This window comes from Rhodococcus sp. RS1C4 (genome assembly GCF_002258225.1).
In the GTDB taxonomy this organism is placed as follows: domain Bacteria; phylum Actinomycetota; class Actinomycetes; order Mycobacteriales; family Mycobacteriaceae; genus Rhodococcoides; species Rhodococcoides fascians_E.
Genome location: NZ_NOXZ01000023.1, coordinates 217,765 through 240,350, shown reverse-complemented (window position 1 = coordinate 240,350; position 22,586 = coordinate 217,765). Strand labels below are relative to the sequence as shown.

General features: G+C 65.0%; 21 protein-coding genes. 6 read left to right on the top strand and 15 right to left on the bottom strand.

From position 1 onward, the window contains the following. Positions 1-110: 110 nt before the first annotated feature. Positions 111-698, bottom strand: a complete 588-nt coding sequence (locus CH289_RS11905; RefSeq protein WP_019662973.1) for a hypothetical protein — start codon at positions 696-698, stop codon at positions 111-113. Positions 699-865: 167 nt separating this feature from the next. Then, positions 866-1,069 carry a cold-shock protein gene (locus CH289_RS11900; RefSeq protein WP_005248460.1) on the bottom strand — a complete coding sequence of 68 codons (204 nt, stop codon included), beginning with the start codon at positions 1,067-1,069 and terminating at the stop codon, positions 866-868. A 497-nt stretch (positions 1,070-1,566) separates the two neighbouring features. Here CH289_RS11900 and CH289_RS11895 point away from each other — a divergent pair, with 497 nt between their 5' ends. Then, positions 1,567-3,882, top strand: a complete 2,316-nt coding sequence (locus CH289_RS11895) for a DEAD/DEAH box helicase (protein WP_019662972.1) — start codon at positions 1,567-1,569, stop codon at positions 3,880-3,882. A gap of 114 nt (positions 3,883-3,996) precedes the next feature. Next, positions 3,997-4,557: an FAS1-like dehydratase domain-containing protein gene (locus tag CH289_RS11890; protein ID WP_037188108.1), complete on the top strand. Its 561-nt coding sequence runs from the start codon at positions 3,997-3,999 to the stop codon at positions 4,555-4,557. A gap of 28 nt (positions 4,558-4,585) precedes the next feature. Here CH289_RS11890 and CH289_RS11885 read toward each other — a convergent pair whose 3' ends face one another. Genes CH289_RS11885 through ssd form a run of 7 tightly spaced genes read right to left on the bottom strand, consistent with a single transcriptional unit; the run spans position 4,586 to position 9,152 of the window. Then, positions 4,586-4,942: an Rv3654c family TadE-like protein gene (locus CH289_RS11885; protein ID WP_020110970.1), complete on the bottom strand. Its 357-nt coding sequence runs from the start codon at positions 4,940-4,942 to the stop codon at positions 4,586-4,588. Continuing rightward, the gene (locus CH289_RS11880; protein ID WP_020110971.1) at positions 4,939-5,226 is read right to left on the bottom strand and encodes a TadE family type IV pilus minor pilin; all 288 of its coding nucleotides are present in this window, start codon (positions 5,224-5,226) and stop codon (positions 4,939-4,941) included. Before CH289_RS11880 ends, CH289_RS11885 begins: the two co-directional genes overlap by 4 nt. Before the next feature lie 20 nt (positions 5,227-5,246). Next, complete coding sequence (locus CH289_RS11875) at positions 5,247-5,447, bottom strand: DUF4244 domain-containing protein (protein WP_020110972.1); 201 nt, start codon at positions 5,445-5,447, stop codon at positions 5,247-5,249. A gap of 60 nt (positions 5,448-5,507) precedes the next feature. Then, positions 5,508-6,086, bottom strand: coding sequence for a type II secretion system F family protein (locus CH289_RS11870; RefSeq protein WP_094727952.1), 579 nt, complete (start codon positions 6,084-6,086; stop codon positions 5,508-5,510). Continuing rightward, positions 6,077-6,865, bottom strand: coding sequence for a type II secretion system F family protein (locus CH289_RS11865; protein WP_020110974.1), 789 nt, complete (start codon positions 6,863-6,865; stop codon positions 6,077-6,079). The genes CH289_RS11870 and CH289_RS11865 overlap by 10 nt, the downstream gene beginning before the upstream one ends. Beyond that, positions 6,862-8,040: a TadA family conjugal transfer-associated ATPase gene (locus tag CH289_RS11860; RefSeq protein WP_170949319.1), complete on the bottom strand. Its 1,179-nt coding sequence runs from the start codon at positions 8,038-8,040 to the stop codon at positions 6,862-6,864. The genes CH289_RS11865 and CH289_RS11860 overlap by 4 nt, the downstream gene beginning before the upstream one ends. Continuing rightward, positions 8,037-9,152: a septum site-determining protein Ssd gene (gene ssd, locus CH289_RS11855; protein ID WP_081631854.1), complete on the bottom strand. Its 1,116-nt coding sequence runs from the start codon at positions 9,150-9,152 to the stop codon at positions 8,037-8,039. Before ssd ends, CH289_RS11860 begins: the two co-directional genes overlap by 4 nt. A 379-nt stretch (positions 9,153-9,531) precedes the next feature. Here ssd and CH289_RS11850 point away from each other — a divergent pair, with 379 nt between their 5' ends. Continuing rightward, positions 9,532-10,365 carry an HAD-IB family hydrolase gene (locus CH289_RS11850; RefSeq protein ID WP_020110975.1) on the top strand — a complete coding sequence of 278 codons (834 nt, stop codon included), beginning with the start codon at positions 9,532-9,534 and terminating at the stop codon, positions 10,363-10,365. Positions 10,366-10,729: 364 nt separating this feature from the next. Here the strand turns inward: CH289_RS11850 and CH289_RS11845 are convergent, their stop codons facing one another. The 5 genes from CH289_RS11845 to CH289_RS11825 all read right to left on the bottom strand — a co-directional run bounded on the left by CH289_RS11845 (position 10,730) and on the right by CH289_RS11825 (position 16,980). Next, on the bottom strand, positions 10,730-11,482 hold the full coding sequence (locus CH289_RS11845) for a hypothetical protein (protein WP_027498670.1): 753 nt from the start codon (positions 11,480-11,482) through the stop codon (positions 10,730-10,732). Positions 11,483-11,588: 106 nt separating this feature from the next. Further along, entirely contained in the window at positions 11,589-13,334 is a 1,746-nt protein-coding gene (locus CH289_RS11840; RefSeq protein ID WP_094727951.1) for a dipeptide ABC transporter ATP-binding protein, read from the bottom strand. Next, on the bottom strand, positions 13,331-14,290 hold the full coding sequence (locus CH289_RS11835; RefSeq protein ID WP_019662960.1) for an ABC transporter permease: 960 nt from the start codon (positions 14,288-14,290) through the stop codon (positions 13,331-13,333). Before CH289_RS11835 ends, CH289_RS11840 begins: the two co-directional genes overlap by 4 nt. Further along, positions 14,283-15,209, bottom strand: coding sequence for an ABC transporter permease (locus CH289_RS11830; protein ID WP_019662959.1), 927 nt, complete (start codon positions 15,207-15,209; stop codon positions 14,283-14,285). The genes CH289_RS11835 and CH289_RS11830 overlap by 8 nt, the downstream gene beginning before the upstream one ends. A gap of 142 nt (positions 15,210-15,351) precedes the next feature. Next, positions 15,352-16,980 (bottom strand): peptide ABC transporter substrate-binding protein, encoded by a 1,629-nt coding sequence (locus CH289_RS11825; RefSeq protein WP_019662958.1) that lies wholly within the window; start codon positions 16,978-16,980, stop codon positions 15,352-15,354. Between the two features lie 440 nt (positions 16,981-17,420). Here CH289_RS11825 and acs point away from each other — a divergent pair, with 440 nt between their 5' ends. Further along, positions 17,421-19,394, top strand: a complete 1,974-nt coding sequence (gene acs / locus CH289_RS11820; protein ID WP_019662957.1) for an acetate--CoA ligase — start codon at positions 17,421-17,423, stop codon at positions 19,392-19,394. A gap of 116 nt (positions 19,395-19,510) precedes the next feature. On the opposite strand, the gene CH289_RS11815 is transcribed toward acs, so the two are convergent. Further along, positions 19,511-20,884 carry an MFS transporter gene (locus CH289_RS11815; protein WP_026347401.1) on the bottom strand — a complete coding sequence of 458 codons (1,374 nt, stop codon included), beginning with the start codon at positions 20,882-20,884 and terminating at the stop codon, positions 19,511-19,513. A gap of 187 nt (positions 20,885-21,071) precedes the next feature. Here CH289_RS11815 and CH289_RS11810 point away from each other — a divergent pair, with 187 nt between their 5' ends. Together CH289_RS11810 and CH289_RS11805 are read left to right on the top strand one after the other, a co-directional pair. Beyond that, a complete protein-coding gene (locus CH289_RS11810) occupies positions 21,072-21,593 on the top strand; it encodes a phage holin family protein (RefSeq protein ID WP_019662955.1) in 522 nt (173 codons plus the stop codon). Between the two features lie 18 nt (positions 21,594-21,611). After that, positions 21,612-22,553, top strand: coding sequence for an alpha/beta fold hydrolase (locus CH289_RS11805; RefSeq protein WP_019662954.1), 942 nt, complete (start codon positions 21,612-21,614; stop codon positions 22,551-22,553). Positions 22,554-22,586: the final 33 nt, after the last annotated feature.

The window sequence follows — 22,586 nt, the reverse complement described above, 5'->3', positions numbered from 1 at the left end:
AGCCACTCCGCGAGCAGTTTCTACCTGTCGAAACCGACAATCTTGCCGGTCCGCCTGGTAACAGAGTGGCATACGACGTCAAAATACTCGCAGATCAGCTTCACATCTTCTTACTCGGCGGTCGGCCAACTGGTACGTGCGTCCGGATTTTCCGGCGCAGGTCCGACGTTCTCGACCAGCCTCAGCATTCGCCTGCGCCCGGTGATGCGGAGCCCTGGATTGGAGCCTCGGGTGCCGATGAGGGTGGGAGCTATCCCTGCTCTCATCAGCGACTGAGCCAACGGGGCGTGCGTGTCGGGCGCATGCGGATCCAGTCCCAGAACATACCGTTCGCCCTCGGCTTCCGGTCGGCCGCCTGCGAGCACCCACGCGCGGAGCTCGCGGGCGCCGGGCACCCAACCCGGCGGCATCGACTTGACCGCGCCCTTCGTCCACAACGACGCGAGTGCCGACAACTCGGGCACCGACGCCGTCCGCACCAGCGGCCTGTCCTCCTCGGACCGGCCGAGTTCGGACACGAGCCCGCACTCCGCCATCAGGTCCGCGATGGCCTCCGCGCGCCAGGAAGAATCGACGACGACCGAGATACGAGCACCGGACGCCGACAGAACCACCTGCCCGGTGGACGCGAGAAGTCCACTCAAGTCGGTCACCGACGGCGGCAGCGACTCGGCGGAGAAGAAGGACAACTGGTTCACAATGTGGACAGTAGAACAAATGCGAGAGTGGAGCCTGCAGGAACGATCCGAGGGGACAGTGTCGGCAGTGGCCGTGGATACAACTCATCCCCCTTCGCTTCGGCATGCACCGAAAGCGATAGGGGGATGAGAGGTGTCGATTCCGCTCACGGGGAGCGGGGTGTCGATCAGACTGCGCGAACTCCGGTTGCCTGGGGTCCCTTGGTTCCCTGGCCGACCTCGAACTCGACGCGCTGGTTCTCCTCGAGGGTGCGGAAGCCGCTGCCCTGGATCTCGGAGTAGTGGACGAAAACGTCAGCGGAGCCGTCTTCTGGTGCGATGAATCCAAAGCCTTTTTCGGCGTTGAACCACTTCACAGTTCCCTGTGCCATGCTTTTCCTTCTCTTTCTAACACCGGATGCGGTGGGCAGCACTTACAGTCCACCGGGCCGGTTCCGACCGTTGTACTTCCTGAATTCCCCCTCAGGCGGAACCCGCGTCCGACAGGCGTTGCCGAACCACAGACCCCTTCAGGAAACGCTCCAAAAGCACACCGCCCGCAACATAAGATCCTGCGAGCGTGAAAACGAACACAGAAGCTGCGACCGGTTCAAGTCAACCACGCTTTTCGCGTTTCCAACAGTCGAAAAAGTCAGTTTTCGCACATTTTGTTGATCTTGACGCTTCTCACCGGCAGATTTGCGCCGCCCGACCCCTCTCACCAGCACGTATGCCGAGGCGCCGTCGTCGTGCGAATGACCGACCGATAGCATGAAACCCGCAGGTCGCGACGTCATCGCGACGCACCTGCAACAGAACCGAAACATGGAGAGCAGTAGTGACCCAACCAGATCCAACGCCGACGGGTCATTCGAACAGCTACGGCAGGGTGCTTCTCGACCGAGTGCTGGCGGGTACTCCGTCGGGCGAGCAGCCCCTCACCCACGTCGCGGAGCTACCGGGTCGCGAGGCCCAATTCACGGACTGGCCAACATGGTTGAAGCCCGAAGTAGCCGCCGTCCTCCGTTCTCGCGGCATCGCACGTCCGTGGACACACCAGGCGCACGCGGCAACTCTCGCCCACAATGGTCATCATGTTGTCCTGTCAACCGGCACAGCATCCGGGAAGTCTCTGGCATACCAGATGCCCATCCTGTCCACACTTCTCGGCGATCCACGAGGCACCGCGCTCTATCTGGCACCGACGAAAGCGCTCGGTGCCGATCAACTACGCAGCACCATCGCCGTCACCGACGAGTTGCGCGCTGATGCACCGGAACTGGCCGAGGTATTTCCCAGCGCCTACGACGGGGACACACCGATCGAGATCCGTCAGTGGGCACGCGCCAACGCCCGGTGGCTCTTCACCAACCCCGACATGATCCACATCGGGATCCTCGGCGCACACGAGCGTTGGGCCAGGTTTCTGCGCAATCTCCGCTACGTCGTCGTCGACGAATGTCACTACTACCGTGGCGTGTTCGGATCCAACGTCGCCTTGATCCTGAGGCGCCTCCGCCGAATCTGCGCCCGCTACGGCGCGACCCCGACCTTCGTCCTCGCCAGCGCCACCACGTCCAATCCAGGCACGGCCGCGTCGAGGCTCGTCGGCGCACCGTGCGAAGAGGTGACCGACGACGGATCTCCGCACGGCCCACGCACCGTCGCGCTGTGGGAGCCCCCGCTCATGAAGGAGATCACCGGCGAGAACGGTGCGCCAGTCCGGCGATCCGCGGGCGCGGAGGCGTCGCGCATCATGGCGGACTTGATGGTCGAGGGCGCGCGCACACTCACGTTCGTCCGTTCCCGGCGCGGCGCCGAGGTAACCGCGCTCGGCACGCAACGCCTCCTGGCAGACGTCGACCGGGACCTTCCCGGCCGCGTCGCGGCCTACCGCGCGGGGTACCTCGCCGAGGACCGACGAAAGCTCGAATCCGATCTGTCCGACGGCACCCTGCTCGGTGTCGCGACCACCAACGCACTGGAGTTGGGTGTCGACATCGCCGGACTCGACGCCGTGGTGGTGGCCGGGTTCCCCGGCACGGTGTCCTCGTTCTGGCAGCAGGCGGGTCGGTCCGGTCGACGAGGTGAGGGGTCGCTCGTCGCCCTCGTCGCCCGAGACGACCCACTGGACACCTACCTCGTTCACCATCCCGCCGCCCTGTTGGACAAACCGATCGAGGCGACCGTCACCGATCCGTCGAACCCGTATCTCCTCGCACCCCAGATGCTCTGCGCCGCAGCCGAACTACCCATCACGGTCGACGAGGCCGCCGAGTTCGGAGCCGAGGCGGTGCTCGACGGTCTCGCCGCGGACGGGTTGGTACGCAAGCGACCGCACGGTTGGTTCATCACGCCGGACGGCCAGCAGTACGCCCCGCACGCGTCGGTGAACATCCGCGGTGGAACCGGCACCCAGGTTGCCATCGTCGACGGCGGATCGGGGCGGATGCTCGGGACGGTCGACTCCGGAAAAGCACCGGCAACAGTGCATCCCGGTGCAGTACACATTCACCAGGGTGAGAGCTTCGTCGTCGACGATCTGAACCTGGAGGACGGTCTGGCTCTCGTTCATCCCGAGCAGCCCGATTGGAGCACGTCCGCCCGCGAGACCACCGACATCGCCATCACCGACATCCACTCTCGACGCACTCACGGTCAGGTCACCGTCGCGCTCGTTCAGGTGAATGTCACGCACCAGGTCGTCGGCTACCTGCGTCGGCTGCACTCGGGCGAGATTCTCGATTCGATCGAGCTCGACATGCCGGAGCAGACGCTCGACACCCGTGCCGTGATGTACACGATCACCCCGGAGTTGCTGGAGGACAGAGGAATTAGCGCCGAACGGTTCCCTGGCTCCCTGCACGCGGCGGAACACGCTGCCATCGGTCTGCTACCGCTGGTCGCGACCTGCGACCGATGGGACATCGGCGGCGTCTCCACCGCGCTCCACCCGGACACCGGACTTCCGACGGTGTTCGTCTACGACGGATACGACGGTGGTGCCGGCTTCGCGGATCGGGGACATCGAGCGATCGTCGAATGGCTGGAGGCGACGAAGGAGGCGATCACCTCGTGCGAGTGCCCGTCCGGGTGCCCGTCGTGCGTGCAGTCGCCGAAATGCGGAAACGGTAACGACCCCCTCGACAAGGACGGCGCTGTGACGGTCCTGGATGCCGTGGTGGCCGCAATTCGCCCGTCGTGATCGGCCACACGACGGCGCCGCAACTTTTGTAAGTTGTGGGCGAGTTCGACCGCTTCGCTGCACAACTTCCCGTCGGATGGTGGACTTCTCTTCAGGAGACGAGGAGAGGTGACCATGTCGACGGTGTCGCTGATCGATCACGAGGTGTCCGAGCCCCGATCCATCCGGGACCTGGTGGGCGCGCACCACTTCGCAACGTTCACCTACGAAGTCGGACGCGAGAAGATCCGCGAATTCGCCCGCGCGGTCCACGACGACCACCCCGCCCACGTCGACGATGCAGCCGGCCACGAATTGGGACACGACGGCATCATCGCGCCCGTCACGTTCGTCGCCGTCATCGGCGCAGCCGTGCTGCCGGAACTGTTCGAGAACCTCCTCATCGGTTACGGGCTGAAGGACATTCTGCACTCCGACCAGCAGATCCTGCTGCACAGAACGATTCGAACCGGCGATATCCTGGGGAGCGACCTGTGCCTGGAATCGTTCCGCCAGGCCGGTGGCAGCGACATCATGGTCACCAGGAACGAAATCTGCGACTCGGCAGGCGAACCCGTCGTCACCACCAGAACCACATTCGTCGCCCGGACCGACGAGCGGCGCGACAACGGCGTCACCGCCGCCGACGACGGATTCGGCAGCCTGCTCGACGGCATCATGCGCAGAGGCGGTTAGGGCACGAGTGGAGCCTGCGGGGTGACGGTCAGGGGCCTGCGCGGGCCGAGGCCATTGCATCACGGATACCCAAGCGTCCCAGCGTCACCGAGACAGTGACTTCGACGACGACGTCCCACCCCTCGACGGTGCATGCCGACACGGATCCGCCGACGCGCTCGACGATGTCTCGGCCCGTGGCACACGCGTCCACGACGCCTCGATCGAGCGCACCGGCCGCGGCGAGGGCCCCGAGATCCGCAGCCGACTGTGCTCGGTGGCGCGCGCCGACGGCGGAACCGACGTGCACGACGGCTATCACCACCACCAGCAATGCGGTCAACGCGAACGCCGCGGTCACCGTCACGCTGCCCTTGTCCTGTGATTGGAATCGAGTGGCTTTCATTCGGGTATCGATTCCATGACCGCCACCGCATCGGCCGAGACGGTGAGCCCCGGCAGCAGCGTGGACGATTCGACTCGAACGGACACCATCCCGTCCTCGGTGTTCACCGACATCGCGGCTCTCGCAGGTAGCAGCGATCCCGATACGTCGTCACCTCGGGCCACGAGCCGAGCAGCTTCCCTGGCTGCATCGACGCACCGGACATGCTGCGACACGGCGGTGATCGCACCGATGCAGGTGATGACGACGGCGACGATGGAAGCGAGCGCGATGGCCGCCTCCACCGTCGCCGAACCGCCGTCGGCTACACCGAAGTGGCGAGCGCGCGATCGATGATCCCGGTCAACGCATCGACGATCGACGATCCCGTGACCACCGTGTAGAGAATCGCACCGAACGCCGCCGCGGCGATGGTGCCGATGGCGTATTCGGCGGTGGACATCCCGTCGGCGTTCACCGCGGCGAGAATCAATCGCGTCCTGGCCTGTTGCATCACAGCTTTCATGGTCTTCCCCCTCATTGACGTCCGGACCGGCGTACCCGGTCCGGAATTCCAGTCGTGGCGTCACAGGACACCACCTCCGAGCACCGAGCTCGCCAATCCGATCACGACAGGGACTATGCCGAGACAGACGAAGGCGGGCAGGAAACACAGTCCCAGCGGCCCACTGACGAGCACACCCGCTCGTTCGGCTTCCGCCGCCGCGGCGTCCTCGGCGCTCGCGCGCTCGGAGTCTGCCAATTCCGCGACGGCGTCGGCGAACGACGCACCCGATCGGGAGGATCGACGAGCCATGCGCGCCAACGCTTCCACCTCGGGCAGCGCACCGACGGCCTTCCACGCATCGTCCGGGTCGGCGCCGAGACCGAGCAGATCCGCTGTGGTTCGCAGAGCGGTGGACACGTCGGGTGGAGCCATCGTCGACACCGCGCGAGCCGCGGCCCCTGCCGACAGTCCACCGGCGAGGCAGGCAGCCATCATGTCGAAACACGTTGCCACCGCATGCCGATCGACGACGGTCGTGGTCGCGCTCTTCTCGGCGACGCCGCCCTCCCCCACTACCCTCCCGAGTGCACTCCTGTCCACCGGTGCAGTGATCAGAGCAGCTGCGGCACAGAGCATCGCAATCCCGATCATCGGCATACCTTGTCGGTGATGGCATCCGTCCACAGGAGTCCGCCGCAGACGAGTGCCGTTCCGATCACGAGGAGAATGCCGCCGAGCCCTCCTCCGAGGAGCACCGACAGTGGAGACGCTCCCATGGCCTGACCGAGGCCGACGCCCACGATCGGCAGGCACGCGAGGACGGTTCCGGTGGCGCGGGCACCTGCCAGCGATGCCTGGGTACGGTCACGGAACCGATTGCGCGCCTGCATGTCTCTGCGAGCCGCGCCGAGCAGCCGGGCCAGGGCGAGACCGTGGTCGTCGGCGATTCGCCATGCGGAGGCGACGATGGACAGTGGGCCGGAGATCGCTGCGTCCGGTACCGACAGCCCATCGTGCGCCCGCCCACCCATGCGTGCGTGTCCGGAGGCGCGTTCGAACGCGATCCCCACGGTGCCGGAGCTTTCCGCCGCCGCGACAGCCGACGCCGACGCAGGGTGTGATCCGACTCCGAGCTCTCCGATGACGGTGTCCAGTGCGGCGATCAAACGTGCGGATTCGGAACGGAACTTCCTCTTCTCGGTTGCGGATCGTCGACGCATCCACACTGTGGCCCCGACGATCACAGCGGCGAACAGTGCATGAACTCCCGCGAACCACACGAGGGCGACCGCACCGACAACCGCCGAAACTGGAACGATCGCTGCTCGGTACCGCATGGCAATCACTGGCGGAGTGCGGAGCGATCGAAGGCGAGCCTGCGGACCGGGAACGGCCAGAAGCGCAGCTACGCAGAGCAGTATGCCCACCGCGGTCACAGCGAGTCCATCCGACGGCGAATCATGTCGTCCAGGTCGGCTCTGCCACCGGCGGTACCGTCGATCGACCATGCCGGCAGCACCCCCACTCGGCCCGTCGCGTCGGGAACGAGCACAGCGATCTCCCTCAATCGCCTGCGGCCGTTGGACGATCTGTGCACGTGCAACACCACCTGAACCGCAGCGCCGAGTTGACTGTGCAGCGCATCTCGCCCCATGCCGCCGAGCGCCGCGAGCGCCTCCAACCTCGCGGGTACCTCGGCGGGAGAATTGGCGTGAATGGTGCCCGCGCCCCCGTCGTGTCCGGTGTTGAGCGCCGTCAGCAGGTCGACGACCTCAGCTCCTCGTACCTCACCCACCACCAGACGATCCGGCCTCATGCGCAGTGCCTGACGCACGAGCTGGCGCACGGTCACCTCGCCGACACCCTCGACATTCGGCGCACGCGCCACCATCCGCACGACATGAGGATGAGACGGGGCGAGCTCGGCGGCGTCCTCGACACACACGATCCGCTCGGTTGCGTCGACCTCACCGAGAAGCGCGGCGAGCAACGTAGTTTTTCCCGCGCCCGTACCCCCGACCACCAGGAAAGCCAACCTGGCCCGCACGACAGCGCGCAGCAGCTCCAGCGCCTCCGGATCGACGGCCCCGCGCTCGGCCAGCGCTCCCAACCCCTGAGTCGCCGGCCGGAGCACCCGCAACGACAGGCACGTGCCGCCGCGCGCAACCGGTGCGAGCACGGCGTGCAGCCGGACCCCGAAGGAACCGTCACCGACCCCGGGCAGTTGACCGTCGACCCACGGTTGAGCATCGTCGAGGCGTCGGCCCGCCGACAACGCGAGCCGTTGACACAGGCGCCGCACGGCCGTCTCGTCGGCGAAACGGATTCTGCTGCGCTCCAATCCGACTCCCCGGTCCACCCACACCTCGTCCGGCGCGGTCACGAGGACGTCCGCGACAGCCGGGTCACGCAGCAGCGGTTCCAACGGTCCGGCGCCGGTGAATTCCGTCTGCAGAGTCCGCAGTGCAGCCAACAGATCGGTGTCGCTGAGCACCCCGCCGGCCTCGATCCTGATGGCTGCAGCCACGGTCGTCGGTGTCGGTTCCTCACCCGCGCCGGCAAGCCTGCCCCGCACCCGGTCGAGAAGTTCCCCCGTCACGACGGCGCTCATGCCGCCCACCGTCCCTGCTGAGGCTTACGTGCGAACGTCTCCAGAATGTCCGACGCCGCACGACGCAGCGGCGATCGCGCCGAGAGGGTCAATCCACCACGTTCGACGCGTCGGGCAAGCCCCGGTTCGGGACGCATGCTCGCGAGCAGCGGAAGGCTCAACGCGTCGGCGATGTCGGTGCTGCGGAGCCCACCCGGGGCGGGGCCGCGGACGACGATGCCGACGTTCGAGTTCCTGGCGCTGAGGTACGCCGATGCGTTCTCTGCGGCGGACACCGACGCCAACGTCGCGGTCACCACGAGCACCACGAGATCCGCCGCGTCGTGGTAGATGTCGGAATGGGATCCGATGGTGCGCGGTGCGTCGCAGACCACCAGATCGCCGATGCGTCGTCCGGCGTCGACAACCGCGGACGTCGACGCCTCGCCCTGGCCCGCGCCGGGCGTTCTGGTCGCCACGCTGCCGGCCGACAGCACCGACAGATGTCCGACGGTGGGGAGCGCACCCCGGAGTGCGTCGCCGGAGATACGACCGGCCTCGACTGTCAGCCCCGGCCAACGGAGCCCCGGGCTGGACTCCCAGCCGAGGAGCAAGTCCATTCCGGCGCCGTACTCGTCTCCGTCCACCAACAACGTTCGGATGTCTCGTGAGGACGCGGTGAGGGCTATCGCCGCAGCAAGGGTGGACGCCCCCGCTCCCCCGGTCGCACCCGTCACCGTGATGACTCCACCCTCTCCCGCGGATTCGCCCGGCTCGGCGTTGAGCAACGCGATGAGCGCGCCGTCGTCGCTCGGCAGTTCCAGGACGTCGGACGCGCCGAGCGCTGTGGCCAATCTCCAGTGATCGACGGCCGCAGCACCGGGGACGACGACGGCAACTCCCGCTCGTCGCGGTAGCGACAGGCGGACTGCTCTGCCGTCGACCAGGACGACACCGGCGTCCTCCCATTCGAGTCGCATCGAGAGCGGAGGCTTACCGACCGGTAAGTTCCGTTCTAACACAACGCAATCCGCCGCGGCTGCTACCCGCAGAACTTCTGCTCGCAGGGCAGCATCATCGGTCAGCAGCAAGCACGGTCGAATGCGTCTCGTCCCGGTTCGGTCGGTGTCCATGGCCAGAAGCTTGGACGCGGAATCAGCTCGCCACCAGGGGGCGGTGCGCGATTGTGGATGAATCGGGGGGTTGTGGATGAATTACTGGACACCCGTACCAGATTTCTTGCCCCGAACAGAGGACGACCCTCGCCAGGGGGGGAGGAGGCGAGGGTCGTCGGGTTCAGCCCCGGGGGGTCGGGCTGAACACGTCCGAGCTAGTCGGACTGCACCGATACTACACCCGCATCACGTGCCCTTTGCAAGTTCAACATTCGCCGAAATCCGGTACCGACCAGTAGCCCTGACACCCACCCGACCACTACGGACTCCCCTCCCGTCACCTGGGTCGTTCCTGCAGGCTCCCCTCCCGTCACCTGGGCCCTCTATCCTTCACAGTGTGACCACCAGCGCCCGTATCGACGACGCCGAATCCACTCGTCCGGCCGGAAGAATTGCCGCGTTCTTCGACTTGGACAAGACAATTATCGCCAAGTCGAGCACGCTTGCGTTCAGCAAACCGTTCTTCGATCAGGGGCTGATAAACAGACGCGCCGTACTGAAGAGCAGCTACGCACAGTTTCTTTTTCTGCTCTCCGGCGCCGACCACGATCAGATGGAACGGATGCGCGCTCATATCGCAGCGATGTGCGCGGGTTGGGACGTGGAACAAGTCCGTTCGATCGTTGCAGAGACGTTGCACGACATAGTCGATCCACTCGTCTTCGCCGAAGCCGCCGATCTCATCGCGGATCACAAACTGCGCGGACACGATGTCGTCGTCGTGTCCGCATCCGGCGAGGAGATCGTCAGGCCGATCGCCGAGGCACTCGGCGCGGACATCTCCACGGCAACCAAGATGGAAGTCGAGGACGGCCGCTACAACGGGACCGTCGAGTTCTACTGCTACGGCGAGGGCAAGGTGGAGGCGATGGAGTCTCTCGCCGAGTCCCGAAACTACGATCTGTCACAGTGTTTCGCGTATTCGGACTCCGTCACGGACCTGCCGATGCTGGGCGCCGTCGGACACCCGACAGCAGTCAACCCGGACCGGGCGCTACGCAAGGAAGCCGCTGCCGCGGGATGGCCGATTCTGACGTTCTCCAACCCGGTGTCTCTACGATCACGCATCCAGAAACCATCTGGAACAACCGTAGCGGCAAGTGCCGCAGTAGGTTTCAGCGCTCTGGCCGCCGGTGCGATCACCTACGGACTACTCCGCAGAAAACGATGACCTCTACCCCTTGATGTGAGCGGCGCCACAGGGTACAAATGACGTACGGAAGAACGGAAGGCCAAGTTCGAACCGGAAGAGAAGGTTCGTTTCTCCCGACCGCGATTCCCAGCACGGACATCAGGCACCCACGCGGAGCGCGCCGCTGACAGGGCAGAAGCGCTGTGGGCCTGCGAGTTTCGGGAAGCAGCAGCAAGAACCCTGCACCGGTTGCAGGGATGACCTCCTACTTCACCGGATCGTCGCCGAGGCCTCGCGATCACAGAATCGCCACAGCCCACCTTTGCACGCTTGGTAACCGGTTAGTCCGTGCTAAGGGGCGGCGAAGTCGACTTCGGTCGACGACGCCGCCCTTTTGGGGTTTCTACTGACTTGCGGAGCCGGCGGCCTCCGCAATCGACGTCGCCTCCGCCGCCCCCGCTTCGAGAGCGCCGCAGCAATAGATGATCCAGCTCCCGACACCCGTCGCCGAGCCGGACGCGAAACCGTCGGCGCCGTCGCGATACGCCTGCGAACGTCGCATCCAGCTGACCTCGGGCACCCCGAGGTTGTGCGGATCGAGACCGGACGACGCCGCGACCAATCTCGACGCTGCGCGGGCGACCACACCATCGGCGGTTCCGAACGGCTTCAACGTCAGCAGCTCACCGTGCACTATCGCCGCGACGACGGGCGCAGGAGCGGACGTACCCCCGGTGACGAGCTGGGCGAGAAGATCCAACCGATTCCCGATGCCGTCGCGTGGCCGCCCGAGCAGTGCGTCGTCGTCGACGAGGTCGGCCGCAGCGAGCAGGTGCAGCCGTGCGAGTGCTTGCAGCGGTGCCCGCTTCCACACCGGCAGCATGTTCTGCAGCGCGTCGCCGTCGAGCGCGGACCCGACGCGCAAGCACCCGGCCAGAATGGGATCGCCGTCCTCGCCTGCACGGGGGAAGTCCATCGTGCCACCGTCGAGCACGGACGACGACCGAGCGGCGCGGACAGCAGCCTCCGCCGCGGTCGCCGGCCAACCCCGGCGGTTCGCCTTGTGTCGGTGAACAGCGCCGAGAGCATCACGCGCGCGCTCGGCGGCGTCGACGATTCCCGGTAGCTCGAGCAGCGGTGCAAGTGGATCGGTCACGAGTGACGACGGTACCCGCGTGCTCTTCTCACCGGCACCGCAGCACCGTGCGCTCACGACCGGGACGTCGGCGGTGAACGCACGGTGGTGCGAGTAAACGGGAGGGTCAGGCTCCGAGCTGAATGGATCCACCCGGAATAGCGGCGAGCAGCCGCTGCGTGTACTCCTCCTTGGGATTGTCGAAGACCTCGTCGGTCTTCGCTGCTTCGACGATTTCACCCGAGCGCATGACGAGGACGTCGTCGGCGATCTGCCGGACGACGGCGAGGTCGTGCGTGATGAACAGGTACGTCAGTCCCAGTTCTGCCTGCAGATCGTTCAACAGGGACAGGATCTGAGCCTGGACGAGTACGTCGAGAGCCGACACCGCCTCGTCGCAGATGACCACCTCGGGCTGAAGCGCGAGTGCACGGGCAATGGCCACACGTTGACGCTGACCACCGGACAACTCGTTAGGGAACCGCCGCATGACCGAGGCCGGCAGCGACACCTTGTCCAGCAGATCCCGCACCCGAGCTTCGCGCTCCTTCTTGGTGCCGACGCTGTGGGTGCGCAGCGGCTCCTCGATGGTGCGGAAGATCGAGTACATCGGATCCAGTGAGCCGTAGGGGTTCTGGAAGATCGGCTGGACCCGGCGCCGGAACGCGAATGCATCCTTGTTGGACAGCCCGGCGACGTCGCGGCCGTCGAACTTCACCGTTCCTTCGGTCGGCTCGAGCAAGCCGAGAACCATCTGCGCCACAGTCGATTTACCGGACCCGGACTCGCCGACGATGGCCGTCGTCGTACCGCGCTCGACCGTGAAGGACACGTCCTTGACGGCGGTGAAGAGCGTCGATTTGAACGGGCTTCCGCCGCGCAGCTTGAACTGCTTGGTCAGATGATCGACCACCAGCACGGTGTCCTTGGCGGGCTCGAAGGCACTGTCGTGCTCCTCGGCGACGACCTCCCCGGCAACCTCCTTGGCTTGCTCGACGATCTCCTTGCGCACCGCCGACGACTTCAGCCGCTGCGACGCCAGCGACGGTGCCGCCGCGACCAGCTTCTTCGTGTACGGGTGCTGCGGATTCTGCAGAATCTCCAGTGCCGGACCGGATTCGACGATCCGGCCCTTGCTCATGACCACCAGGTGCTCGGCGCGCTCGGCAGCAAGACCGAGATCGTGGGTGATGAGCAGAACCGCAGTTCCGAGTTCCTTCGTCAGACCTTCGAGATGGTCGAGAATCTGACGCTGCACGGTGACGTCGAGCGCGGACGTCGGCTCGTCGGCGATGAGCAGTTTCGGCCGGGCGGACAATCCGATCGCGATGAGTGCACGCTGACGCATACCACCGGAGAACTCGTGCGGGTACTGATTGACACGCTTCGCCGAGTCCGTCAGGCCTGCTTCGTCGAGCAGTTCGATCGCCCGAGCCTTCGCGGCCTTGCCTTTGGCAATGTTGTTGGCCGCCAACGCCTCCTCGATCTGGAAACCGATCTTCCACACCGGGTTGAGGTTGGACATCGGGTCCTGAGGAACCAGCCCGATCTGACTGCCGCGTACCTCGACGAAGTCCTTCTCCTTGGCCGTGGCCAGGTCCTTGCCGTCGAACAGGATCTCGCCGCCGGTCACCTTGCCGGTGCCGGGCAACAGATTGATGATGGCGTGCGCCGTCGTCGACTTACCGGATCCCGATTCGCCGACGATGGCCACGGTCTGGCCGGGATAGACCGTCAAGCTGACACCTCGAACTGCCGGTACCGGACCGGAATTCGACTGGAAGGACACCTCGAGGTTCTTGATGTCGAGCAGAGGCTGCTCTGCTTTGCCTGGATCAGTGGTCATCGCGTCGTCTTTCGTACGTTCGCTCATCGCTTACGGGCCTTCGGGTCGAGAGCGTCGCGCAACGCGTCGCCCATCATGATGAAGCCCAGCACGGTGATTGCCAGTGCCGCTGCGGGATAGAACAGAATCGTCGATCCCTGACGCAGGGTGACCTGCGCGGCACTGATGTCGCCGCCCCAGGACACCTCGGTCGGGGGAAGCCCGATACCCAGGAAGGACAGCGTGGCTTCGGCAACGATGAAGGTACCGAGCGAGATCGTCGTGATGACGATGATCGGAGCCATCGAGTTCGGGAGGACGTGCCGAATCAGGGTGCGCACCTTGGAGACTCCCAATGCACGGGAGGCCATGACGTAGTCGTTGTTCTTCGCCGACAGCACGGCGCCACGCGTGATGCGCGCCATCTGCGGCCAACCGAACAGTGCGAGAACGAGAATCACGGTCCAGATGGTGCGATCGGTGAAGAGCTGCATGAGCACGATGGCAGCGAGGATCAGCGGGACACCGAAGAAGATGTCGGTGAGACGGGACAGCAGCGAATCCGCCCAGCCGCCGTAGAAGCCGGCGAACGCACCGAACAGCACGCCGATGACCAGAACGAGGAAGGTGACTCCGACACCGGTCAGCACCGACGCGCGTGCGCCGTAGATGGTGCGTGCGTAGATGTCACAGCCCTGCCGGTCGAATCCGAAGATGTGGCCGGACTGCGGTCCCTGCATGCTGAAGTCCAGGTTGCAGTACCTGGGGTCGGCGCTGGTGAACAGCGACGGGAACGCAGCGACGACGATGACGGCCAGAATGATGAGAGCCGAGACGATGAAGATCGGACGCTTGCGCAGGCTCACCCACGCGTCCTTCCAGATGCTGGCGGGCGCCTCGTCGATGTTCACCGCATCGGTCTGACTGACGTCGATGACCTCGTCTTGTTCGACGAATCGCGCTTGCCGCACGGAGCGGTCGTTCGAAGATGTGGACTCAGGCATAACGGATCCTTGGGTCGAGCGCTGCGTAGAGGAGATCGACGACGAGGTTCGCGATCAGGTAGACGACGATCAGGACGGTCACGAAGGACACCACCGTCGGCGCCTCACCTCGGATGACCGCCTGGTAGATCGTGCCGCCGACGCCGTTGATGTTGAAGATTCCCTCGGTGATGATCGCGCCGCCCATCAGAGCAGCGAGGTCCGCGCCGAGGAACGTGACGACCGGGATGAGCGAGTTACGCAAGACGTGCACGTTCACGACACGGCTGCGGGACAGGCCCTTGGCCGTCGACGTGCGCACGAAGTCCGCACTCAGGTTCTCCGCGACCGAGGTTCGCGTCAGGCGCACCACGTACGCGAAGGACACGGCACCGAGCACGAATGCCGGGAGCAGCAGATTCTTGAAACTGGTGTTGCCACCGACCGTCGGCGGGACGATGCCCCATTTGATGCCGATGAAGAACTGCGCCAGGAAGCCGATGACGAAGATCGGCACGGCGATGATGACGAGGCTGACGATCAGCACGGTCGAGTCGAACAGCTTGCCCTTGCGAAGACCGGCGATCAGACCGAAGCCGATACCGAAGACACCCTCGATGACGAGAGCCATCGCGGCGAGCTTGGCGGTGATCGGAAATGCCTGCACGAGAACTTCGCTGACGGGACGGCCGGAGAACGACATTCCGAAGTCGAAGGTGAAGATGCCCTTCAGGTACAGCAGGTACTGGACAATGAACGGCTGGTCGAGGTTGTAGCGAGCCCGCAGCTGATCGGCGACGGCGGGGCTGATGGCCTTGTCACCTGCGAGTGCGGCAATGGGGTCTCCTGGAAGCAGGAAGACCATGGCGTAGATCAGGAATGTCGCCCCGATGAAAACGGGGATCATCTGAAGTAATCGGCGTCCGATGTACCAGAGCATCGGATCACCTCCTTTGGAGGAAGGTGGACGTCACCGAGAAGGCCGGGGCGTCGAAAAGTAGTGAGGGGGCAAGCACACGAGCAGGGCGGTAGGTGAAAGACCTACCGCCCTGCTCGGTCTCATGGAGCTGAAGAAGAGAAGATCAGTTCTTCTCGATCTCGTTGTAGATCGGGATACCGTCCCAGCCGATCTTCACGTTGGTCACGTTCTCGGACCAGCCGCTGGCTGCGTTGCGGTACCAGTTCGGCACTGCGGGAAGGTCGTTCAGCAGAATCGACTGAGCCTGGTTGACCAGTTCCTGCGCTTTGTCCTTGTCCGTCTCACCTGCGGACTCACGGAGCAGACGGTCGAACTCGGGGTTGGAGTAGTCACCGTCGTTGGAGCTGCCGCCGGTCTGGTAGTTCTGCGCCAGGAAGCCGTACTGCTGCGGGTAGTCACCCTGCCAGCCCGAGCGGAACGCCGTCGGGATGGTGCGGTTGGTGGCCTCGGTACGCAGCTGAGCGAACGTCGGGTACGGAGCACCCTGCGCCTCGATGCCGAGCGTGTTGCGGATGCTGTTGGTGACAGCGTCGACCCATTCCTGGTGTCCACCATCGGAGTTGTACGCGATGGCGAAGGTGCCGGTCCACGGTGCGATGGCGTCGGCCTGAGCCCACAGAGCCTTCGCGGCCTCGGGGTCGTACTCCACGTTGGACTCGTTCTCGAGCGAATCCGTCCAGCCCTCGATGGCCGGGCTGGTGTAGTCCTTGGCCGGGGTACGCGTGTTGTTGAAGATCTGCTCGGTGATCTGATCGCGGTTGATCGCCTTGGAGATCGCCTGACGACGCAGAACGCCTTCCTCGCCGCCGAAGTGTGCGAGACGCGACGGGATGGTGAACGTCTCGATGCTGGCGGACGGCTGGTTGACCGTGCGGCCGGGCAGATCGGTCTCGAACGTGGTGACGGCCGAGGACGGAACGTTGTCGAGGACGTCGACGTTGTTCGACAGCAGATCCGTGTAGGCGGTGTCCAGGTTGCTGTAGAGGATGAAGCTGACACCACCGTTGGCGGGCTTACGGTTTCCGTCGTAGTCCGGGTTGGTGATCAGGTCGATGCGGACGTTGTGCTGCCACGCACCTTCGGAGGCGAACTTGTACGGTCCGTTGCCGATGGGGTTCTCGCCGAATGCCGCGATGTCGTCGTATGCGACCTCGGGAAGCGGGTAGTACGCGGCGAATCCGAGACGATCGGGGAATGCTGCCTCGGGCTGCTTGAGCTCGATGGTGAACGTCTTGTCGTCGACGACCTTCAGTCCGGACATGGTCTGGACGGTCGGGTTCTCGGCGGCGACCTCGTCGTAGCCCTGAATCGGGTCGAAGAACGATCCCTGCAGCTGCGCGTTGGTGGACAGCGCGCCGTAGTTCCAGGCGTCGACGAAGGAGTTGGAGGTGACGGGGGTTCCGTCGGTGAACGTCCATCCGTCCTTCAACGTGATGGTGTAGTTCTGACCGTCGGTGGTGTCGATGGACTCGGCCACCTCGTTCTGCACACCACCCTCGGGCGTGTACGAGACCAGGCCGGCGAAGATCGAGTCGACGACTCGGCCACCGGTGTTCTCGCTGGTATTCGTAGGAACAAGCGGGTTCTGGGGCTCGCCACTCCAGGCGTTGATGATCGCTGAGCCGTCTCCCGACCCTCCGCTGCTCGTCGAGTCACCGGACGAGCACGCCGTGACCAGCGCCGCTGATACGACAACCGCTACCGCAGCTGTCGCAATGCGTGTTCTACGCAAGACAAATCCTCTCTTCGGTCGATCACGGGTTCGCCGTGATCTTCTCCCCACGGGCGTCACGCCCACGGGGTTCTGTGGGGCGACCGCCGGCCACATCCTTTAGTGCGGGGTGGCAACGATCTCAATACCGCAGACTTTAGACACATCCTGAAACGAACATGTGAACTCCCCCAGTTTTTGCTGACTCGCGAGTAAGCACGAAACACGATCGAAACTTTTCGGCAAGTCATTTCCCACCGCTCGAGAGCCCCTCCGAACGGGCAGGCCCGACGGATCAGTCCTGAATACCGTCCGTCGCGGAAAACCGACCGATCACCGCAGATCAGAGGGTTGCACGCCGCTGCAACGATGCGACCGCCCTCACATGTGACTACCCTCACAAGGGCTGCCTGTGATGGCATCGAGCGCCTTACGCGGACGACGAAAGCGAGCAATCAGAGATGACGACCAGTACCCCTGAAGCCACTGAGAACGGCGCCGGGGAGACCTACCCGCCTTCGGCCGAGTTCGCGGCTCAGGCCAACGCGACGGCCGACCTCTACGACGACGCCGAGAAGGACCGACTGGCGTTCTGGGCCGAACAAGCGCGCCGGCTGCACTGGCACACCCCGTTCACCGAGGTACTCGACTGGTCCGATGCACCCGTCGCCAAGTGGTTCGGCGACGGCGAACTCAACGTCGCCTACAACTGCGTCGACCGCCACGTCCTCGACGGCCACGGTGACCAGGTCGCCATCCACTGGGAAGGCGAACCGGGCGACAGCCGCGACGTCACCTACTCCGATCTCCTCGCCGAGGTCTCCCAGGCCGCGAACACCCTCACCGACCTCGGTCTCGTCGCCGGCGACCGCGTCGCGATCTACATGCCGATGATCCCCGAGGCCATCGTCTCCATCCTCGCGTGCGCACGCCTCGGCCTCACACACTCCGTCGTCTTCGCCGGATTCTCCGCCACCGCACTGCGCTCACGCATCGACGACGCCGAAGCCAAACTCGTCATCACCACCGACGGCCAGTGGCGACGCGGCAAGCCCGCGCCCATCAAAGAGACCGTCGACCACGCCGTCGACGGGGCAGCCGGCAGTGCATTCGAGAACGCTGCCGCGTCAGTCGAGCATGTGCTGGTCGTCAAGCGCACCGACTCCGAGGTGGACTGGACCGAGGGCCGCGACCTGTGGTGGCACGAGAGCGTCGCGCAGGCATCGACAGAGCACGAGGCGCAGCCGTTCCCGGCCGAACACCCACTGTTCATCCTCTACACCTCCGGCACCACCGGTAAGCCCAAGGGCATCATCCACACCTCCGGCGGATACCTGACGCAGACCTCCTACACCCACCACAACGTCTTCGACCACAAAGCAGGCAAGGACGTCTACTGGTGCACCGCCGACATCGGCTGGGTCACCGGGCACTCCTACATCGTCTACGGCCCCCTCTCCAACCGCGCCACCCAGGTCGTCTACGAGGGAACCCCCAACTCCCCCGACGAGCACCGGCATTGGAACGTCATCGAGAAGTACAAGGTCTCGATCTACTACACCTCCCCCACCCTCGTGCGCACGTTCATGAAGTGGGGCAAGGAAATCCCCGAAGCACACGACCTCACGAGCGTCCGCCTGCTCGGATCCGTCGGCGAACCCATCAACCCCGAAGCATGGCGATGGTTCCGCGACGTCGTCGGCGGCGGCACCGCCCCCATCGTCGACACGTGGTGGCAGACCGAGACCGGGGCGATCATGATCTCCCCGCTCCCCGGCGTCACCTCCACCAAACCCGGATCGGCGATGACCCCACTACCGGGCATCTCGGCCAAGATCGTCGACGACGACGCCAAGCCACTCGGCAACGGCGGCAACGGATACCTCGTCCTCGACCAGCCGTGGCCGTCGATGCTGCGCGGCATCTGGGGCGACATGGAACGGTACAAGGACACCTACTGGTCCCGCTACGCCGAAGAAGGCTGGTACTTCGCCGGTGACGGCGCCAAGTACGACGACGACGGCGCCCTGTGGGTCCTCGGCCGCGTCGACGACGTCATGAACGTCTCCGGCCACCGCATCTCCACCAGCGAAGTCGAATCGGCACTCGTCAGCCACCACGGCGTCGCCGAAGCAGCCGTCGTCGGAGCCGCCGACGAGACCACCGGCCAGGGCATCGTCGCGTTCGTCATCCTGCGCGCCGGAGTGGACAACACCGGCGACGAACTCATCGCCGAGCTCAAAGCACAGGTGTCGAAGGAGATCTCACCGATCGCCAAGCCACGCGAGATCTCCATCGTCCCCGAACTACCCAAGACCCGCTCCGGCAAGATCATGCGACGCCTCCTGCGCGACGTCGCCGAAGGCCGCGACCTGGGCGACACCTCCACCCTCGTCGATCCCAAGGTCTTCGAGGCAATCAAGAAGGGCCGCTGACACTTTCGCTTTCAAATGGGTCACTCCGCAGGCTCCGCTCCTGCAAAATACCCCCGAGTTGTGCGTCCAGGACTCCTGGAACCGCACATCTCGGGGGTATTTTCGTCAGTCGAGCGTTACACGTTCTCGAGCTGCTGGTCCCTGGTTTCCTTCATCACGATCAGCGAGATCAGGGTCAGTGCAGCAACGATGGCCAGGTACACCCCGACCCATCCGACGCCGTAGCTCGAGACCAGCCAGGTGGCGATGAACGGTGCCACTGCGGCACCGAGGATCGAGCTGGTGTTGTACGAGATTCCCGAACCGGTGTACCGCACGTTCGTTGGGAACAGCTCGGGCAGAACAGCACTCATCGGGCCGAAGGTGAGACCCATCAGGCCGAGACCGACGCACATGAAGACCAGCATGCGTCCGGCCGACGCGTTCTCCGGCGCCGCGAACCAGTGGAACGACAGACCGAACACGACGATCGCCGCGGTGATGACGATCAAGGTGGGTCGACGGCCGTACTTGTCGGCGAGGATGCCTGCCACCGGAATCAGGGCTGCGAAGAACAGCACCGCGATCAGCTGCAGCTCGAGGAAATCGGTGTAGGCGATGGTGATCTTCGGACCGTTCACGTCGGAGACCTTGCCGGTTCCGTAGCTGACGACCCACGTGGTCATGATGTAGAACAGCGTGTACGTCGCCAGCATCACGAACGTGCCGATGATCAGCTGACGCCAGCTCGTCTTGAACACCTCGGCCAGCGGGGTCTTGACCTTCTGTCCGCGCTCGACGGCGAGCTTGAACACCGGGGTCTCCTCCAGCTTCAACCGCACGTACAGGCCGATGATGACCATGATCGCGCTCAGCAGGAACGGGATTCGCCACCCCCACGTCAGGAAGGCATGGTCGCTGCCGGACACCGCGGCGTCGTACCCGGTGAGGATGACGATCAACAGGAAGATGCCGTTGGCGAAGAAGAATCCGATCGGCGCACCCAGCTGCGGGTACATCGCAGCCCAGGCGCGCTTGCCCGGCTTCGCCGTCTCCGTCGCGAGCAGCGCAGCGCCACTCCACTCGCCGCCCAGACCGACACCCTGCGCGAAACGCATGAGGGCCAGCAGAGCAGGCGCGATGATGCCGACGGAGTCGTACGTCGGCAGCAGACCGATCAGGAACGTCGCGACACCCATCGTCAGCAGCGAGCCGACGAGGGTCGCCTTCCGCCCGATGCGGTCACCGAAATGGCCGAACAGAATGGACCCGATGGGACGCGCGACGAACGCGAGCCCGAACGTCGCGAACGACGCGAGCAACGCCGTCGTGTCGTTCCCGGCCGGGAAGAACAGCTTGGGGAAAACGAGAACCGCGGCGGTCGCGTAGATGTAGAAGTCGAAGAACTCGATCGACGTTCCGACCATCGAAGCCACGACGATACGAGACCGTGGTACCTCCGGGGCCGCCGCTACAGAGCCGTCACCTGGGACGGCCGGGGAAGTACTCACTGCCTGCGCTCCTGCGATTGCACTCGATATATGGGGGTATGTACAACTGGGAAGTTACCTGACAGCAACCTGAGAATTTCAGCGGATGCGTCGTTCCTGCAGCCACGACGCGTACGACCATGGGTCGGCACTAGTGTTAGGGCCGCAAGAACCAAACGATGCACCAGCAAGTGGAGGGGTCGAGAAGTTGAGCGATACCAATCGCGGCCAAGGCACCATTGCCAACGGCAAGAACGGCTACCCGGACGGGGTGCCGAACACCATCTCGTCCATCCCGTTGTCGGACGTCGACTACCGCGCGCCCGGCACCGGCAGCATCGGCAACCTGGTCAAGGACGCGACGACGCAGGTGTCGACGCTGGTGCGCGCCGAGGTCGAGCTGGCCAAGGCCGAGGTCACCGGTGAGATCAAGAAGGGTCTGCAGGGCAGCCTGTTCTTCCTGCTCGCGCTCGCGGTTCTGATCTTCAGTGCGTTCTTCTTCTTCTTCTTCGCCGCGGAGACGCTCGACATCTGGCTGCCCAGGTGGGCCGCGTTCCTGATCGTCTTCGTGTTCATGCTGCTCGTCGCCGCACTGTTCGGCTTCCTCGGCTACCTGCGCGTCAAGAAGCTGCGCAAGCCCGAGAAGACCATCGACTCGCTCAAGCAGGCGTCGACGGTGCTGCCGAACCAGCACGAGAGCACTCCCGGCATCCCCGGTTACAAGAAGTAGCGGCGGCACGCACCGAACATGAGCCAGCCCGACCCGTCGACGGTGCGTTTCGCCGGCCCCTGGACGCACCGGGACGTACATGCCAACGGCATCCGCTTCCACGTCGTCGAGGCAGCTGATTCACCTGCCGACGGCCCTCTCGTGGTGCTGCTGCACGGCTTCGCCGACTTCTGGTGGTCCTGGCGTCACCAGCTCACGTCGCTGACCGAAGCCGGCTACCGCGCAGTCGCCGTCGACCTACGCGGATACGGGGACAGCGACAAGCCACCCCGCGGATACGACGGATGGACGCTGGCGGGCGACGTCGTCGGCCTCATCAGGGCTCTCGGTCATTCGCGGGCTGCACTCGTCGGGCACGCCGACGGCGGACTCGTGTGCTGGGCCACGGCCGCGTTGCACCCCAGGATGGTGAGCGCGATCGGCCTGGTGGGGTCGCCGCACCCCATCGCGCTACGTCGGTCGGTACTTCGCGACAAGGCACAGCGACGAGCCCTTCTGCCGTTCTTTCTGCGCTATCAAGTGCCTCTCGTGCCGGAGCGTTCCCTGACGAAGAAGAACGGCGAGGCCGTCGAGCAGCTGTTCAGGTCGCGGACCAGCCCTGCCTGGCAGGGCACCGAGGAATGCACCGACGCCGTGACCCAGCTGCGGTCCGCGATCCGCATCGCCGGTGCCGCGCACTGTGCGCTCGAATATCAGCGGTGGGCGTTCCGCAGCCAGTTCCGCGGCGACGGCCGTCGTTTCATGAAGGCGATGGACACGTCGCTGGACATCCCCGCGCTGCAGATTCGCGGCGAACTGGACCCGTACGTCCTGGCCCGCACCGTCCACGGCGACGTCGGATGGGCACCGCAGCGGCGTCTGCACACCGTTCTCGGCGCCGGTCACTATGCGCACCAGGAGTCGCCCGGTGAGGTCACCGATCAGCTGAAGGAGCTCCTGGAGTCGTCCGGCCTCCGCTGACCGCGCATAAGTACTCACATGCGGCGGAGCCGC

Excerpts from the sequence above, each read along its gene's own strand:
- CH289_RS11870 (WP_094727952.1), bottom strand. The coding sequence starts at position 6,086 with ATGCCGATGATCGGGATTGCGATGCTCTGTGCCGCAGCTGCTCTGATC.
- acs (WP_019662957.1), top strand. The coding sequence starts at position 17,421 with ATGACGACCAGTACCCCTGAAGCCACTGAGAACGGCGCCGGGGAGACC.
- CH289_RS11805 (WP_019662954.1), top strand. The coding sequence starts at position 21,612 with ATGAGCCAGCCCGACCCGTCGACGGTGCGTTTCGCCGGCCCCTGGACG.
- ssd (WP_081631854.1), bottom strand. The coding sequence starts at position 9,152 with ATGGACACCGACCGAACCGGGACGAGACGCATTCGACCGTGCTTGCTG.
- CH289_RS11885 (WP_020110970.1), bottom strand. The coding sequence starts at position 4,942 with ATGAAAGCCACTCGATTCCAATCACAGGACAAGGGCAGCGTGACGGTG.
- CH289_RS11900 (WP_005248460.1), bottom strand. The coding sequence starts at position 1,069 with ATGGCACAGGGAACTGTGAAGTGGTTCAACGCCGAAAAAGGCTTTGGA.
- CH289_RS11830 (WP_019662959.1), bottom strand. The coding sequence starts at position 15,209 with ATGCTCTGGTACATCGGACGCCGATTACTTCAGATGATCCCCGTTTTC.
- CH289_RS11890 (WP_037188108.1), top strand. The coding sequence starts at position 3,997 with ATGTCGACGGTGTCGCTGATCGATCACGAGGTGTCCGAGCCCCGATCC.
- CH289_RS11840 (WP_094727951.1), bottom strand. The coding sequence starts at position 13,334 with ATGAGCGAACGTACGAAAGACGACGCGATGACCACTGATCCAGGCAAA.
- CH289_RS11875 (WP_020110972.1), bottom strand. The coding sequence starts at position 5,447 with ATGAAAGCTGTGATGCAACAGGCCAGGACGCGATTGATTCTCGCCGCG.
- CH289_RS11860 (WP_170949319.1), bottom strand. The coding sequence starts at position 8,040 with ATGAGCGCCGTCGTGACGGGGGAACTTCTCGACCGGGTGCGGGGCAGG.
- CH289_RS11835 (WP_019662960.1), bottom strand. The coding sequence starts at position 14,290 with ATGCCTGAGTCCACATCTTCGAACGACCGCTCCGTGCGGCAAGCGCGA.